Consider the following 14,032-nt stretch of genomic DNA (forward strand, 5'->3'; position numbering starts at 1 on the left):
GTTCTCCTCTCGCCGCTACGGCGTCCCCGTGTCGGCGCGGGCCGTGCTGCCCGCGGGCTCCGCCGGGCCGGGCTCCACGAAGCTGTACGGCGGGAGCGGGCCGTGCACGCTCACGTCGAGGTGCGGGTGGGTCTCGCGGGCCCGCTCGACCAGGGCGACGAAGTGCTCGGCCTCGTCGCGGGCGACCAGGAACGACACGTTGAGCAGCCACCCGGTGGACTCGGGGCCGACCCCGACCGCTGCCGCACCCGGCTCCAGCAGCCCGCGCAGCTCCAGCGCGTCCTCGGCCTCCTTGGCCTTGACCGCACCGGCGACGAGCTCGCCGAGCCGGATCTTGTCCGGGTAACTCCCGCCGCCCGCCTGCCGGTTTGCCTCGGCCAGCGCGCGGAGGTCTCCGCGCTCGGCCATCACGCGGTGCAGGACGGCCTCTTCGATGTGGCTCGCCTTGACGTTGTACTCGACCTTGCCGTCCAGCTCGGCCAGCCGTTCCGCGTAGTGTGCGGCGCGCTCGTCGAGGACGTGAGTGACGGCCGCGTCGTCGGGGGCGACGTTGCCGAACCGCATCGGCAGCACACAGCCGCCCGCGCCGGTCTCGGCCAGGACGTTCTGGTGGGCGAGCAGGTCACGGCGCTTGGGCCGCAGGCCCTCCGGGGCGTCGCTGACCACGGCGGTCAGCTCGCCGGACGTCAGCAGGCGTACCGGCCGCGGCGGCTCACCGACCCCGGACATGCCCTCGGGGAGCGCCGGATGCGAGCGGGAGGTGATCCCGTAGACGTACGTGCTCACTGTTCCGGCTCCTTCCTGCGGCGCGTGGCGGTCTTGCGGGCGCGCGGCCGGGTTTCCCGCTCGCCGTCGCGCTCGCCGTCCTCGTCGCCGCGGGCCTGCTGGAACGCGTCGGAGATGGTCTCCGCCGCGCCGGACAGGGCGCCCTTGGTCTTGCCGTGCGCGCCGGACTCGGTCATCTTGCCGACGATGTCGGGCAGGCCGGGGTCCTTGTGCGGGCCGGATTCCAGGTCGAGGCGGTTGCACGCCTCGGCGAAGCGCAGATAGGTATCGACGCTGGCCACCACGACCCGGACGTCGATCTTCAGGATCTCGATACCGACCAGGGACACCCGTATGAACGCGTCGATGACGAGTCCCCTGTCGAGTATGAGCTCCAGAACGTCGTAGAGACTGCCTCCGCCGCCTCCGCCGCCGCTCTGCTGTGCCGGGACTACGGTCATGCCGGACGTTCCTCTCGTGCGGGGTCGGACGGTTCGGTTGTGCGGGCGGGTGCCGGTACGGGGCGGGGACCGGGGGTGGAGCCGGGGGGTCCGGGGTTCAGCGACCGCCGGGGCCGCGTGTGTCGGCCCGGCCCCGTTCGTAGCGGCGGACCCGCCGGTAGCCGGTGAGCTGTCCGTCGGCGTCGAGCGCCACCTCGTAGCTCGCCATCAGGCTCATCGTGTCGGGCACCCGCTCCAGCTCCATGACCTCCACCTCCAGCGCCCAGCCGTCGCCGGTCTGCTCGAAGGAGGACACCGACTCCGGTCGCATGCCGGTGAGTTCGGCGAGCTGGGCGCGGGCGTCGCGCAGGATCTCCGTCGGCTTGGGACGGGCGGTCCGGCGCTTGGGCCGGGGGCGGGCGGGCTCGCGGTGCCCGGTGTCACGGCTCTCGGAACCGTCACGTCGGGCGCCCGTGCCGCGTCCGCCCCGAGGGCTGTCACGCGGACTGTCGCGCCGACCGGCCGGTGGTTTCTCGGGCTCCCGCGAACGCTGCGACTGCGATATATCTCGTATGTTCGACATGTCCCACCTCTCCGTGCGGGTGGCCAGGTGACCTGAGGCCAAACCTCCGGATGTGCCGTGTCGGGGGACGGCGGAGGGGGCGTACGACGGCGCGAACGGAAAGGGCCCCGGCGCGACCGGCCGATGCCGGTGCCCGAGGCCCCAGGACGTGTCTTCGGACCCCCTCCGCCGCGCGGGCGGAGCGGGGTGCCGCGTGCCGTCCTCAGCGCACGACCGCCTCCTCCACCAGCAGCTTCGCCGCCGTGGCGATGCCTATGGCGTCGATACCGGCCGCGTGCAGCTGCTCGTCGGGGGCGGCGGAGCCGGGCATGGTGCGGACGGCGAGCCGGACCAGGCGCGGCACCGGGCGGCCGTCGCCGAACGCCTCCGCGACGGCGTCCCCGAGGCCGCCCTCGGAGTGGTGGTCCTCGACGGTGATCAGGCAGCCGGTCTCCTCGGCGGCCCGGTGCAGCGTCGCGGTGTCCACGGGCTTCACCGAGTACAGGTCGATGACCCGTACGTCGATGCCGTCCAGGGCGAGCCGGTCGGCGGCGGCCAGCGCCTCGTGCACGGTGACCCCGGCGGCGACGACCGTCAGCCGGTCCCGGTCGCCGGAGCGCAGCACCTTGCTGCCGCCGACGGGGAACTCCTCGTCGGGGCCGTAGACGACGGGGGTGTCGCCGCGCGAGGTGCGCAGATAGCGGATGCCGTCGAGGTCGCCCATCTCCACGACCAGCCGGGCGGTCTGGTTGGCGTCGCACGGATAGAGCACGGTGGAGCCGTGCACGGACCGGAACATCGCCAGGTCCTCCAGGCCCATCTGCGAGGGGCCGTCCTGCCCGATGGCGGTGCCCGCGTGCGAACCGACGAGGTTGATGCCGCTGCCGCTGACGGCGGCCATCCGCACGAAATCGTGGGCGCGGGTGAGGAACGCGGCGAAGGACACCGCGAACGGCACCCGGCCGCGCGCGGCCATCCCGACGGCACAGGCGACGAGCTGCTGTTCCGCGATGTAGCACTCGAAGTACCGGTCCGGATGCTCCTCGGCGAACATCTCGGTACGGGTGGAGTCCCCGACCTCGCCGTCCAGCGCCACGACGTCGCCGCGTGCGGTGCCGAGCGCGGCGAGCGCCTTGCCGAAGGCGTCCCGCGTGGCGACCTCCTCGCCGGTGTCCCAGCGGGGCAGGTGCAGCGCCTCGGCGGTCGCGGAGTGCGGTACGGCGGTGGCGGGCGGCTCGTGCACGCTGACGCGGGCGTCGCCGGGGCCGCCGAGTTCGGCGATGGCCTCGTCCGCCCTGGGCAGCGGTTTGCCGTGCATGCCCTCACGGTCCTCGACGGCGGCGACGCCCTTCCCCTTGAGGGTGCGGGCGATGACGGCGGTGGGGCGGCCGGTGGTGGCGGTGGCCTCCGCCAGGGCGCGGTCGATGGCGTCCACGTCGTGGCCGTCGATCTGTACGGTGTGCCAGCCGAAGGCGGCGAAGCGGCGGGCGTAGGCGTCCAGGTCGTGACCGTGCCGAGTGGGACCGCGCTGACCGAGCCGGTTCACGTCCACCAGCGTGGTCAGGTTGTCCAGCTTCTCGTACCCGGCCTGCTCGGCCGCCTCCCACACCGAGCCCTCCGCCATCTCGCTGTCCCCACACAGCACCCACACCCGCGCGTCTCCCCGGTCCAGCCGCTTCGCGGCCAGCGCCAGGCCCACCCCGACGGGCAGCCCCTGGCCGAGCGACCCGGTGGCGGTGTCCACCCAGGGAAGCCGACGCGGTGTGGGGTGCCCCTCCAGACGGCTCCCCAGCCTGCGGAACGTGAGCAGTTCGGCGTCCTCGACGGCCCCCGCCGCCTTGTACGCGGAGTACAGCAGGGGCGAGGCGTGCCCCTTGGACAGCACGAACCGGTCGTTGGCCGGGTGGTCCGGCCGCTCGAAGTCGTACCGCAGATGGTTGGCGAACAGGACCGCCACGAGGTCGGCGGCCGACATCGAGGACGTGGGATGCCCCGATCCCGCGGCATCGGCGGCCCGCACACTGTCCACGCGCAGCTGTCGTCCGAGTTCCACGAGCTGGTCGGTGTTCATGGGTCTCCTTCGTTGGGGGGAGCCGGTCCGGGTCCGGGCGCCCGTGCTCGCCCGCGTGCGCCGCCGCGCGTACGGTCACCGGAGCGGCAGCACGCCCCGCACGGCGAGGCATTCCGCGTAACCAGGCGGATGCCACCCAAACGCGGACCGGCGGGCGCGGTGGGTCACGGTGGGCGCGGGTTCGCCGGGAGGGCGGGCAGACCGGGCGCGGGCCGGGACGACCAGCGATGCCGCGTGCGGTGCCCGGCCGTGCGCGCCGGGACGGGCTGTACCGAGGCCGTCCGGGAGCCGCACCGGGCACATGGGTGCCCTGTGCGGGCGCGGCGACCCCAACTAGGCTCGCCCGCATGGAGATTCTGGGCACCTCGCTGCGCGTCTGCGTCACGGACCTCGACACCGCCGTCCCGTTCTACGAGCGTCTCGCGGGCGCCGCTGCGCTGCGTTTCGAGCGCGGGGGCGTGACGGTCGCCGCGATTGGGCCGTTCCTTCTGATGAGCGGGCCGCCGGAGGAGCTGGAGCTGCTGCGGAAGGTGACGGCGACCGTCGCGGTGAAGGACGTGGACGAGGCGCACCGGCTGCTGACCGAGCTGGGCGGGCACATCCTGGCGGGCCCGGTGCCGTCGCCGGTGGGCCGTACGCTGCTGGCCATGCACCCGGACGGTTCGATCTACGAGTACGTCGATCACCTCGGCACCGGCGGCCAAGTGGCCTGAAAGCGACGGGCGTTGTCAGGCTTCCGTACGCATCTCGGCGGTGAGCGCCCAGCGTTCGTGATCGCGCCAGGCACCGTCGATGAACAGCATGGCGGGTGAGAAGCCCTCCAGGCGGAACCCGGCGCCGCGCGCCAGCGCGATCGAAGCGGCGTTCGCGGGCTGCACGTTGATCTCCAGCCGGTGCAGCCCGAGCGGCCCGAAGGCGTGCCCGAGGACCAGGCCGAGCCCCTCCCGCATCAGCCCGCGTCCGGCGGCGTGCGCGAACGCGCCGTAGCCGAGGGCGCCGCACTGGAAGGCGCCCCGGACGATGTTGTTGATGTTGATGAACCCGGCGATGCCCCCGCCGTCCCGCTCGCAGACCAGGAACCCCGCCCGCGCCGGGTCCTCGATCAGCGGGCGGGCGTAGGCGGCGTACGCCTCCTCGGTGCCCGGCGGGAACAGCCACGGCCGGTGCAGCCCGACGCTCTCGCGGGCCCGCGCGGTGAACTCGGGGCCGTCGTCCGGGGTGAACGGCCGGATGGCCGTGCGGGGGCCTTCGGCGAGGTGGGGGGCGGTGGCGTGGGACATCCGGCCAGCCTATCCACCGCGCCGGAAGACTCCCCCCGCCGCCTCGGTCCCGGTCGGCACGGAGCCGCCCCGGTCAGCGCAGCGCCGGTTCGTCCAGGGTCAACGTGCCCGCCTCCGCGTCGAGTTCGGCCGCGACCCCGAACGGCACCGTCGTCGCCCCGTCACCGTGTCCGAAGCCGAAGTCCTCCGCGACCGGTACGCCGAGGGGCGCGAGCCGGTCGAGGAGCATGGGCCGGAGCCGTTCGTAGGGGTCGCACTGCGCCCAGGAGCCGAGCAGCACACCGTGCGCGCCCTCCAGCCAGCCGGAGCGCAGGAGTTGGGTGAGATACCGGTCGAGACGGTACGTCTCCTCGCCGACGTCCTCCAGGCAGACCAGGCCGCCGCGCGCGGAGGTCCGGGCGTCGGGGGTGCCGATGTCGGCGGCGAGCAGGGAGAGGCAGCCGCCGAGAGTGACACCGCGGGCCCGGCCGGGGACGAGGGCCCGCCCGCCGGAGGTGAGGGTGCGGACGGTCTCCGGGGCGAACAGGGTGGCCCGCAGACCCGCCTGTGCCCGCTCGTTCTTCACGAAGTCCAGCCCCGCGGCCATCGGTCCGTGCAGGGTGGCGAGGCCGAGCCGGACGGCGAACGCCTCGTGCAGCGCGGTCACGTCGCTGAAGCCGACCAGCACCTTGGGCCCGGCGGCGCGCAGCGCGTCCCAGTCCAGCAGCCCGGTGATCCGCTGGGCGCCGTAGCCGCCGCGCGCGCAGATCACGGCGTCCACGGACGGGTCGCACCACGCCTGCTGGAGATCGGCCGCGCGGTCGGCGTCCGTGCCCGCGAGGTAGCGGAACTCCGGGTGGCGGCCGAGGACATGGGGTGCGGCGAAGGCGTCGAGCCCCCAGCTCCGCAGCACGTCGAGTCCGGCGGCGAGGCGTTCACCGGGCACCGGCCCGCTGGGCGCGACGACGGCGACACGGGCGCCGGGAGCGAGCCTGCGCGGGCGTCGCAGCTCTCTCACGGTCGCAGCTCCAGTTCCGGCAGGCCCGGTACGTCCAGGCCGAACACCTGGGCGTAGAGGGAGAGTTCGGCCTCCAGGGCGCGGATCATCGTGTCGGCGCGACGGAAGCCGTGGCCCTCGCCCTCGAAGGTGAGGTACCGGTGCGGGACCCCGCGTCCGGCGATCCGGCCGAGGAACCGCTCGCACTGGGCGGGCGGACAGATCACGTCGTCCAAGCCCTGGAGCAGCACGAACGGCGCGGTGAGCCGGTCGGCGTGGGTGACGGGCGACCGTTCGGCGTAGCGGTCGGGGACCGTCTCGCGCGGGCCGATCAGGGACTCCAGGTAGCGGGACTCGAAGTCGTGGGTGTCGCCGGGGCCCCAGGCGGTGAGGTCGAGCACCGGGTAGATGATCGTGCCGCAGGCGTAGACGTCGGTGGTGGTCAGGGAGGCGGCGGTGGTCCAGCCGCCCGCGCTGCCGCCCCGGATGGCGAGCCGGGCGGGGTCGGCGGTGCCTTCGTCGGCGAGGGCGCGGGCGACGGCCGCGCAGTCCTCGACGTCCACCACGCCCCACTGCCCGCGCAGCCGCTCCCGGTAGGCGCGGCCGTAGCCGGTGGAGCCGCCGTAGTTGACCTCGGCGACACCGATGCCGCGCGAGGTGAAGTAGGCGATCTCCAGATCGAGGACGGCGGGGATGCGGCTGGTGGGGCCGCCGTGCGCCCAGATGACGTAGGGCGGGAGTTCGCCGTCGGGGGCGGTGCGGTGCGGGTGGTGGGGCGGGTAGACCTGGGCGTGCACCTCGCGGCCGTCGGGGCCGGTGAAGACCCGGACGCGGGGGCGCGGGTAGTACGCGGGGTCCACGGGGTCGTGGTGGCGGGAGCCGATCGCGCGGGCGCGTCCGCTGCGGATGTCCAGCTCGACGACCTCGGGGGCGGTGTGGTGTCCGGCGCCGACGGCGGCGACCCGGCCGCCGTGCGCGGCGAGGGTGCCCGCGAACTCGGTCCAGGGCCCGGCGGCGTCCACCAGGTCGCCGGACTCGGGGTCGAGTATGCCGAGGCTGGTCGCGCCCCGGCCGTGGACGACGGCGACGAGACCGTTGTCCAGCGGGGCGAACCAGTTCAGGCCGAGCTTCCACAGCGGACCGGCGAACTCCTCCTCGCGGGGGTGGAGCGGGGTGCCGTCGCGGTAGAGGTTCCACCAGCCGCTACGGTCGCTCGTGTACAGAAGACCGCCGTCGGAGGACCATTCGACCTGCGCGACGGACTCGTCCGGCCCCCCGGCCACCGTGTGGACGGTGTGCACCGTGCCGTCGGCCCCGATCTCACCGACCAGCAGTTCGGTGCCGTCCCACGGCATCCGGGGATGGTCCCAGGCCAGCCAGGCGGCCCGCCGCCCGTCCGGCGACACCCGCAGCCCGGTGACGAACCGGTGCCGCCCGTCGGTGAGTTCACGCACCGCCGCACGGTCCCCGGCCGCCGACCCGTCCAACGGCACGGCCACGTGCAGCCGCCGTACGTCGTCCGGGCCGTCCCCGGTGAACTCCTCCAGCACACAGCGGACTTCGCCGCCCCCGAGGTCGATCCGCGGCTCCGCCCAGCGCAGGGCGCCTCCGGCCGCCGACACCGGGGCGGCCGGGGTCAGCGGCACCGGGTCGGTACCGGGGCGCCAGGAGTACAGCCGCTGGTCCGCGAAGTGGGTGAACACCACCAGGGGCCCACCGTCACCGTCCGTACCACCGTCACCGTCCGCCCCACCGGGCCCGGCGCCCGCGTCCGGCACGCCGTCCCAGGGCCGCCCGCCGTACTCGTGGACGCGGTTGCGGACGTTCCACGGTGCGGGCAGGACCGTTTCCTCGGTGCCGTCGCCCCGGCGGCGTACCAGCGCCCGGCGACCGGCCTCGGCGGGCCGGGGTTCGGTCCACCAGACCTCGTCCCCGACGAACCCGACCCACTCGGGCTGCCCGTCGTGCGCGGCGGCCAGTGCCGCGTCGATCGGGGACGGCCAGGAGCCGTACGCCTGCTTCTCGGTGTCCGTCACGTCCGCGTCCTCCACGTCCGCCACCCTGTGCTCCCCCATGTCTCACACCGTCCGCAGGAACCGGTCCAGCACCCGGACGCCGAAGTGCAGCGCCTCGACGGGCACGCGCTCGTCCACGCCGTGGAACAGCGCCTGGTAGTCGAACTCCTCGGGCAGCTTCAGCGGCGCGAACCCGTACCCGGTGATGCCGAGCCGCGAGAACTGCTTGGCGTCGGTGCCGCCCGACATGCAGTACGGCACGACGTGTCCCTCGGGCGCGAACTCCCGTACGGCGGCGCCCATCGCGGCGAACGTGGGCGAGTCCACCGGCGCCTCCAGCGCGGTCTCCCGGTGCAGGAACTCCCAGTCCACGTCCGGCCCGGTGAGCCGGTCCAGGGTGGTCCGGAACTCGTCCTCGGCACCCGGCAGGAAGCGTCCGTCCACGAAGGCGACGGCCTCGCCGGGGATGACGTTGACCTTGTAACCGGCGTCCAGCATCGTCGGGTTGGAGCTGTTGCGGATGGTCGCCTCGACCAGCTTGGCGGCCGGGCCGAGCTTGGCCAGCAGCCCGTCCACGTCGTCGAAGTCCGGCTCCAGGCCGTACAGCGCGGCCAGTTCGGTGAGCGCGGCCCGCACGGTCGGGGTGAGCCGCAGCGGCCACTCGTGCTCGCCGATCCGGGTCACGGCGGCGGCGAGCCGGGTCACCGCGTTCTCGGCGTTGACCTTGGAACCGTGCCCGGCCCGGCCGCGCGCGGTGAGCTTCGTCCAGCCGGTGCCGCGCTCCCCCGCCGCGATCGGGTAGATCTGCCGCCCCGAGCCGTCGTGGAAGGTGAACGCCCCGGACTCGCTCACGCCCTCGGTGACCCCGTCGAACAGCTCGGGGTGCCGGTCCGCGAGGAACCCGGAGCCGTCCTCGGCGCTGGCCTCCTCGTCGGCGGTGAACGCGATCACCACGTCCCGGCGCGGCCGGACCCCCTCACGCGCCCACAGCCGGGCCACGGCCAGGATCATCGCGTCCATGTTCTTCATGTCCACGGCACCGCGCCCCCAGACCACGCCGTCGCGGATCTCCCCGGAGAACGGGTGCACGCTCCAGTCGGCGGCCTCGGCCGGGACGACGTCCAGGTGACCGTGGACGAGGAGGGCGTCGGCGGACGGGTCGGTGCCGGGGATGCGCGCCACGACGTTGGTACGGCCCGGCGTGCGCTCCAGCATCAGCGGCTCAAGCCCGGCACCGGCCAGCCGCTCGGCCGCGTACTCGGCGGCCGGACGCTCCTGGCAGTCGCCGCCGCCCCGGTTGGTGGTGTCGATCCGGATCAGGTCGGACGTGAACGCGACGACCTCGTCCAGTGCCTGCTGGTCAGCCATACTGCTCCTCCACCGCGGCCGAGACGATCGTCGTGACCGCCTTGAAGGTGCGGATTCCCTCGTACATGGTGTCGCTGGTGTACGCGACCTTGCGTTCCCCGACGCGCGCGACGCCGGGCACGACGGTGGCGGCCATCGCCAGGTGCTCGGCGTCGAACTCGACGGCCACGGTGAACGGGCCTGCCTGGAGCGGCTGCTGACGGACCGCCAGCTGGGTGGCGTCCTTCGCGGCGGCCCGGATCTCGGCGGCGGTACGGGCCGGGGTGCGGCAGACCGCCGCGTACCGCGAGACGTGGTCCTTGACCGCGACCTTCCGCGCCTCGGGCGCGTAACCGAGCGCGTCCTCGCAGGCCAGGTCGTCGCCGGTGACCAGGACGACGGGTACGCCGTACTCCGCGACGACGTGCGCGTTGAGCAGGCCCTCGCTGGCGCGTACGTCGTTCACCCAGACGCCGGTGATCTGGTTGGCGAGGTAGGTGTGGGCGAGGACGCCCTCCATACCGGCGCCCGTGTGGTAGCCGACGAAGGCGATGCCGTCGATGTCGCCGTGCTGTACGCCCTCGACCATCGACAGTGCCTTGTGGCGGCCGGTGAGCATCTCGACCCGGTCGTCCAGACGCTCCAGCAGCAGGTTGCGCATCGTCCAGTGGGCCTCGTTGACCAGGACCTCGTCCGCGCCGCCGTCGAAGAAGCCGAGTGCGGCGGCGTTCACGTCCGAGGTGAACATCGCGCGGCAGCGTTCCCATTGCGGGGTGCCCGGCAGCACATCGGCGGGCCAGGTGACGCCGGTCGCGCCCTCCATGTCGGCGCTGATGAGGATCTTCATGCGGGGCACGTTACGCGGTATGCCTTCCGCGAGTCACGAGGGGCGGGGGTGAGGCGGCGCCGGCCTTTCGCCGCGGGCCCACCACGGCCGCTCACGCGGTTCCCCGCACCCCTCGACCCCGCCCGCCGGGCCGGGGTGCCCCCGCGAGGGGGCGCCCCGGCTCGTCAGGGGGGCTACTCGCGGGCCAGGACGTACCAGTGGGCCGGGAGATCGATCCGGGTGCCGTCGGTGTGGTGTTCGGTCTGGGGGAGGGTGGTGTCGCCGTCGGCGAGGACCGTCAGACCGGCTTCGGCCAGGAGGCGGGTGATCTCGCCGTCGGGGGCGGCGGCGGGCTTGAGGCCGTGGTCGAAGACGCGGCGGAGCTTGGGCGGGGGGCCGTCGGGGCCGGAGGCGGCACGGGCGAGGACGTCACGGGAGGCGGGGGTCAGTTCGACCACGAAGGCGCGGCCGTCCGCGCCGATCAGCTCGGCCACCGCAGCGGCGACCAGTGGCCGGGCGGGCGGTTCGCTCTGGTGGATGACGGCCCGCATGTAGACGTGGGTGTCACCGAGCCGGGTGTGCAGCGCGCGGACCGCGTCGAGGTCGGTCAGGTCGAGCTGTTCGAACTCCACGCCGGTGCCCTCGGCGGCGCTCCGGGCGTGTTCGACGGCCGCGTGCGAGAGGTCCACGCCGACCGCGCGGGCGAACCGGGTGGCGAGGTAGCGGGTCTGGGTGCCGTTGCCGCAGCCGAGGTCCACGACGGTGCGCGCGGGGTCGGCGTGCGGGAGCAGCAGGGCGCTGTGCGGTGCGGCGGTGAGGGAGGGATCGGCGTCCCAGATGGCCTCACCGGTCGCGTCGGAGGTGGAACTCCAGTAACTCTCCCACGCGGCACGGTAGTTGTCGGACACGTTCATACGGTCTCCCCAGGGTCGGTTCCGTGATCCGGATACCGTGCTGACGGGTCGTCAGGCAAGGGGTGGGCGCATATCGCCGGGTGAACAGCGGCTCCCGGCGCGCGGTGGGGGCGCGCGAAACACCTCGGGCGCCTCTCGGCGGGCGGACGCGCGGGGGCTATGAGGCGCCGGGCACGTTCTGTTCGAACCACACCGTCTTGCGGTGTCCGCTCGTCGTGGCGCCCCACTCGCGGGCGAGGCGGCTGACGACGCGGAGTCCACGGCCGGCCTCGTCGTCGGGGCGGGGTTCGCGCATGTCGGGCAGCGCGGGCTCGCCGTCGGTGACTTCGAACAGCAGGGCGTCGGTGCGTACGACGCGCAGTCCGACGGGGCCGGAGCCGTGCCGTACGGCGTTGGTGACGACCTCGCTGACCAGCAGCTCCGCCGTCTCGACGGCCTGCGGGAGCCCCCATTCGCGCAGCCGGTCGCGGACCAGGCGGCGGGCGCGGGCCACTTCGCGCGGGTCGGCGTCGAGGGTCCACTCGGCGACGTGGTCGGCGGGGACGCCGTTGAGCCGGGCCATCAGCAGGGCGACGTCGTCCTTGCGTCCGCCACGGGTGTTGAGGGCGCGGATGATGGTGTCGCAGGCGGCGTCCATCGAGGCGGCCGGGTGGGCGGCGGACTCGCAGAGCGCGGCGATGCCGTCCCCGATGTCGGAGCCGCGCACCTCGACCAGCCCGTCCGTGCAGAGCACCAGCCGGTCGCCGGGCGCGACCCGGACCACGGTGGACTCGAACGGCACCCCGCCGACGCCGATGGGCGCCCCGGTGGGCAGATCGAGCAGTTCGCTGCGGCCGTCCTCGGCGCGGACCAGCACCGGCGGGATGTGTCCCGCGTTGGCGATGCGGAGTTCGCCCCGGATCGGGTCGTAGACGGCGTAGAGGCAGGTGGCGAGGTAGTTCTCACCGAGGCGCCGGGCCAGGTCGTCCAGATTGCGCAGGAGTTGGGCGGGCGGGGTCTCCAGCGCGGCCATCGTCTGGACGGCGGTGCGCAACTGGCCCATCATCGCCGCCGAGTTGAGCCCGTGACCCATGACGTCACCGACGACGAGGGCGGTACGGGAGCCGGGCAGTTTGACGGTGTCGAACCAGTCGCCGCCGATCCGGCCGAGCAGGGTGCCGGGGAGATAGCGGGTGGCGATGTCGCAGCCCGGCATGCGTGGCGCGACCTGCGGCAGCATGCTGTCCTGGAGGGTCTCGGCGACGTTCTCCTGGTAGGTGTACATGCGCGCGTTGTCGAGCACCAGGCCCGCGCGGGCGGCGAGTTCGGCGCCGGTGGTGCGGTCCATGTCGTCGAACGGCGGCCGGTCGGGGCGGCGCATCAGCACCATGAAGCCGAGGACGACGTTACGGGCCTTGAGCGGGACGATCAGCAGGGAGCGGCCGTTGATCAGCGGGCGCAGGTCGCGCTTCTCGAACTCGCCGGAGATCCGGTCCCCGAGTTCGTCGCCGACCCTGGGGATCAGCACGGGCTCGCCGGTGACCATGCACTGGTGGAACGGGGTGTGTTCGGGGAACGCGAACGCCTCCCCGACGGGCACGGTGTCGTCCCAGCGGCCGGGTTCGTCGTTGTGCTCGACCCAGACGCGGTGCATCAGGGTGGTGGCGTCGGGCGGGCCGTCCGGGAAGCCCTCCCCGGCGAGCACGGCGGACCGCAGATGGGTACCGGCGAAGTCGGTGAAGCGGGGCACGGCGGCGCTGGTGACCTCGCGGATGGTCTCACCGAGGTCCAGCGAGGAGCCGATGCGGGAGCTGACCTCGTTCAGGAACTCCAGGCGCTCGCGGACGGCCGCGTACTCCAGGTCGTACTCGGCGCCGGACGGGACGACGGGCGCGGCACCGCGCTGCCGGGGCGGCTCGGCGGTGAGCGGGAGTCGGCCGGGCCGCCGGGGCACACCCCAGTGCGGGGTGACGGGCACCCGCTCGTACTGGCTGAACTCCAGTATGGGATAGCCCAGTTCGAGTACCTGGGAGACGATCCGGCCGCTGAGTCCGGGGCCCATGCTGGGCAGGATCTCGGGAAGCCTGCGCTCCAGGGCTTCGGGGTCCGGGAGTTCGGTGTACCGGGCGAAGCCGGGCGAGATGCGTTCGTCGGTGCCGTCCTCCGGGCCGCGTTCACGCCGCAGCCGGGTCGCGTCGGCGGCGAGGACCAGCAGCCGGGAGGGGTCGGGACCGACCAACGGGTAGGCCCACCAGAGCACTTCGACCCGCTCGGCACCCTCCGCCGGGCCGCCGGTGCCCCGGCCCGCCGGGTCGGCCGGTTCCGCCGGGTCGAACCGGGCGCAGCCGGAGACGGGGTACGCGGAGTGGCCGCCGAGGAGGGCGGCGAGGCCGGACCCGGGCCCACCGGCGTCGAGCCCGACCCCGCCGAGACCGCCGTCCGCCGCGAGCAGGTCGTCGGCCACGGCGCCGCCGCGGGCGTCCGGCGCCGGTGTGCCGTGGGTGTCGTCGGAGAGGGCGCCGGAGACCGGGAGGAGGTCGGCGGCCGGACGGCCCACGGCGTCCTGCCGGGCCACGCCGAAGAGGCGGTGCGCGCCGCTGCTCCAGTGGGACACCCGGGCGTCGCGGTCCACGACGACCACGGCCAGTGGGATACGGCCCGCGTCGGCGCCGGGGGCGCCGCCTCCGGGAGGCGTGTCCCGCTCGCTGCCACGGTCCATGAACCAGGCCCTCTCTCCCGCGGCTCTCCGCAAACGATCTGTGCCGCCGCTCCCTACCGTACGGGCGGGACCGTCCGCGATGTGGGGCAATCACGGAATTGCCCGCGCCGCCCGCCACTCCTCTTACCGCGCCCCGGT

The 14,032-nt window shown here is 74.0% G+C and carries 12 protein-coding genes; 1 reads left to right on the forward strand and 11 read right to left on the reverse strand.

Annotation, left to right across the window (positions count from 1 at the left end):
- Positions 1-15 precede the first annotated feature (15 nt).
- From KUM39_RS14210 to KUM39_RS14225, 4 genes are all read right to left on the reverse strand, one after another.
- Entirely contained in the window at positions 16-786 is a 771-nt protein-coding gene (locus KUM39_RS14210; RefSeq protein ID WP_217785964.1) for a GvpL/GvpF family gas vesicle protein, read from the reverse strand.
- Positions 783-1,226 (reverse strand): gas vesicle structural protein GvpA, encoded by a 444-nt coding sequence (locus KUM39_RS14215; RefSeq protein WP_217785965.1) that lies wholly within the window; start codon positions 1,224-1,226, stop codon positions 783-785. Before KUM39_RS14215 ends, KUM39_RS14210 begins: the two co-directional genes overlap by 4 nt.
- Positions 1,227-1,323: 97 nt before the next feature.
- A complete protein-coding gene (locus KUM39_RS14220; RefSeq protein ID WP_246620116.1) occupies positions 1,324-1,788 on the reverse strand; it encodes a gas vesicle protein GvpO in 465 nt (154 codons plus the stop codon).
- A gap of 202 nt (positions 1,789-1,990) precedes the next feature.
- Entirely contained in the window at positions 1,991-3,838 is a 1,848-nt protein-coding gene (locus KUM39_RS14225) for a transketolase (protein ID WP_217785966.1), read from the reverse strand.
- A 347-nt stretch (positions 3,839-4,185) separates the two neighbouring features.
- On the opposite strand from KUM39_RS14225, the gene KUM39_RS14230 reads away from it, so the two are divergent.
- Entirely contained in the window at positions 4,186-4,551 is a 366-nt protein-coding gene (locus KUM39_RS14230; RefSeq protein ID WP_217785967.1) for a VOC family protein, read from the forward strand.
- Positions 4,552-4,566: 15 nt separating this feature from the next.
- Here KUM39_RS14230 and KUM39_RS14235 read toward each other — a convergent pair whose 3' ends face one another.
- The 7 genes from KUM39_RS14235 to KUM39_RS28580 all read right to left on the reverse strand — a co-directional run bounded on the left by KUM39_RS14235 (position 4,567) and on the right by KUM39_RS28580 (position 13,894).
- Entirely contained in the window at positions 4,567-5,118 is a 552-nt protein-coding gene (locus tag KUM39_RS14235; protein WP_217785968.1) for a GNAT family N-acetyltransferase, read from the reverse strand.
- Between the two features lie 73 nt (positions 5,119-5,191).
- A complete protein-coding gene (locus tag KUM39_RS14240) occupies positions 5,192-6,115 on the reverse strand; it encodes a S66 peptidase family protein (protein WP_217785969.1) in 924 nt (307 codons plus the stop codon).
- Entirely contained in the window at positions 6,112-8,169 is a 2,058-nt protein-coding gene (locus KUM39_RS14245) for a S9 family peptidase (RefSeq protein WP_217785970.1), read from the reverse strand. Before KUM39_RS14245 ends, KUM39_RS14240 begins: the two co-directional genes overlap by 4 nt.
- Positions 8,170-8,172: 3 nt before the next feature.
- On the reverse strand, positions 8,173-9,477 hold the full coding sequence (locus KUM39_RS14250) for a M20/M25/M40 family metallo-hydrolase (RefSeq protein ID WP_217785971.1): 1,305 nt from the start codon (positions 9,475-9,477) through the stop codon (positions 8,173-8,175).
- The gene (locus KUM39_RS14255) at positions 9,470-10,303 is read right to left on the reverse strand and encodes a M55 family metallopeptidase (protein ID WP_217785972.1); all 834 of its coding nucleotides are present in this window, start codon (positions 10,301-10,303) and stop codon (positions 9,470-9,472) included. Before KUM39_RS14255 ends, KUM39_RS14250 begins: the two co-directional genes overlap by 8 nt.
- Before the next feature lie 173 nt (positions 10,304-10,476).
- The gene (locus KUM39_RS14260; protein ID WP_217785973.1) at positions 10,477-11,196 is read right to left on the reverse strand and encodes a class I SAM-dependent methyltransferase; all 720 of its coding nucleotides are present in this window, start codon (positions 11,194-11,196) and stop codon (positions 10,477-10,479) included.
- Positions 11,197-11,353: 157 nt separating this feature from the next.
- Positions 11,354-13,894, reverse strand: a complete 2,541-nt coding sequence (locus tag KUM39_RS28580) for an ATP-binding SpoIIE family protein phosphatase (protein WP_217785974.1) — start codon at positions 13,892-13,894, stop codon at positions 11,354-11,356.
- Between the last annotated feature and the right edge of the window lie 138 nt (positions 13,895-14,032).

It is taken from the genome of Streptomyces corallincola (assembly GCF_019104725.1).
In the GTDB taxonomy this organism is placed as follows: domain Bacteria; phylum Actinomycetota; class Actinomycetes; order Streptomycetales; family Streptomycetaceae; genus Streptomyces; species Streptomyces corallincola.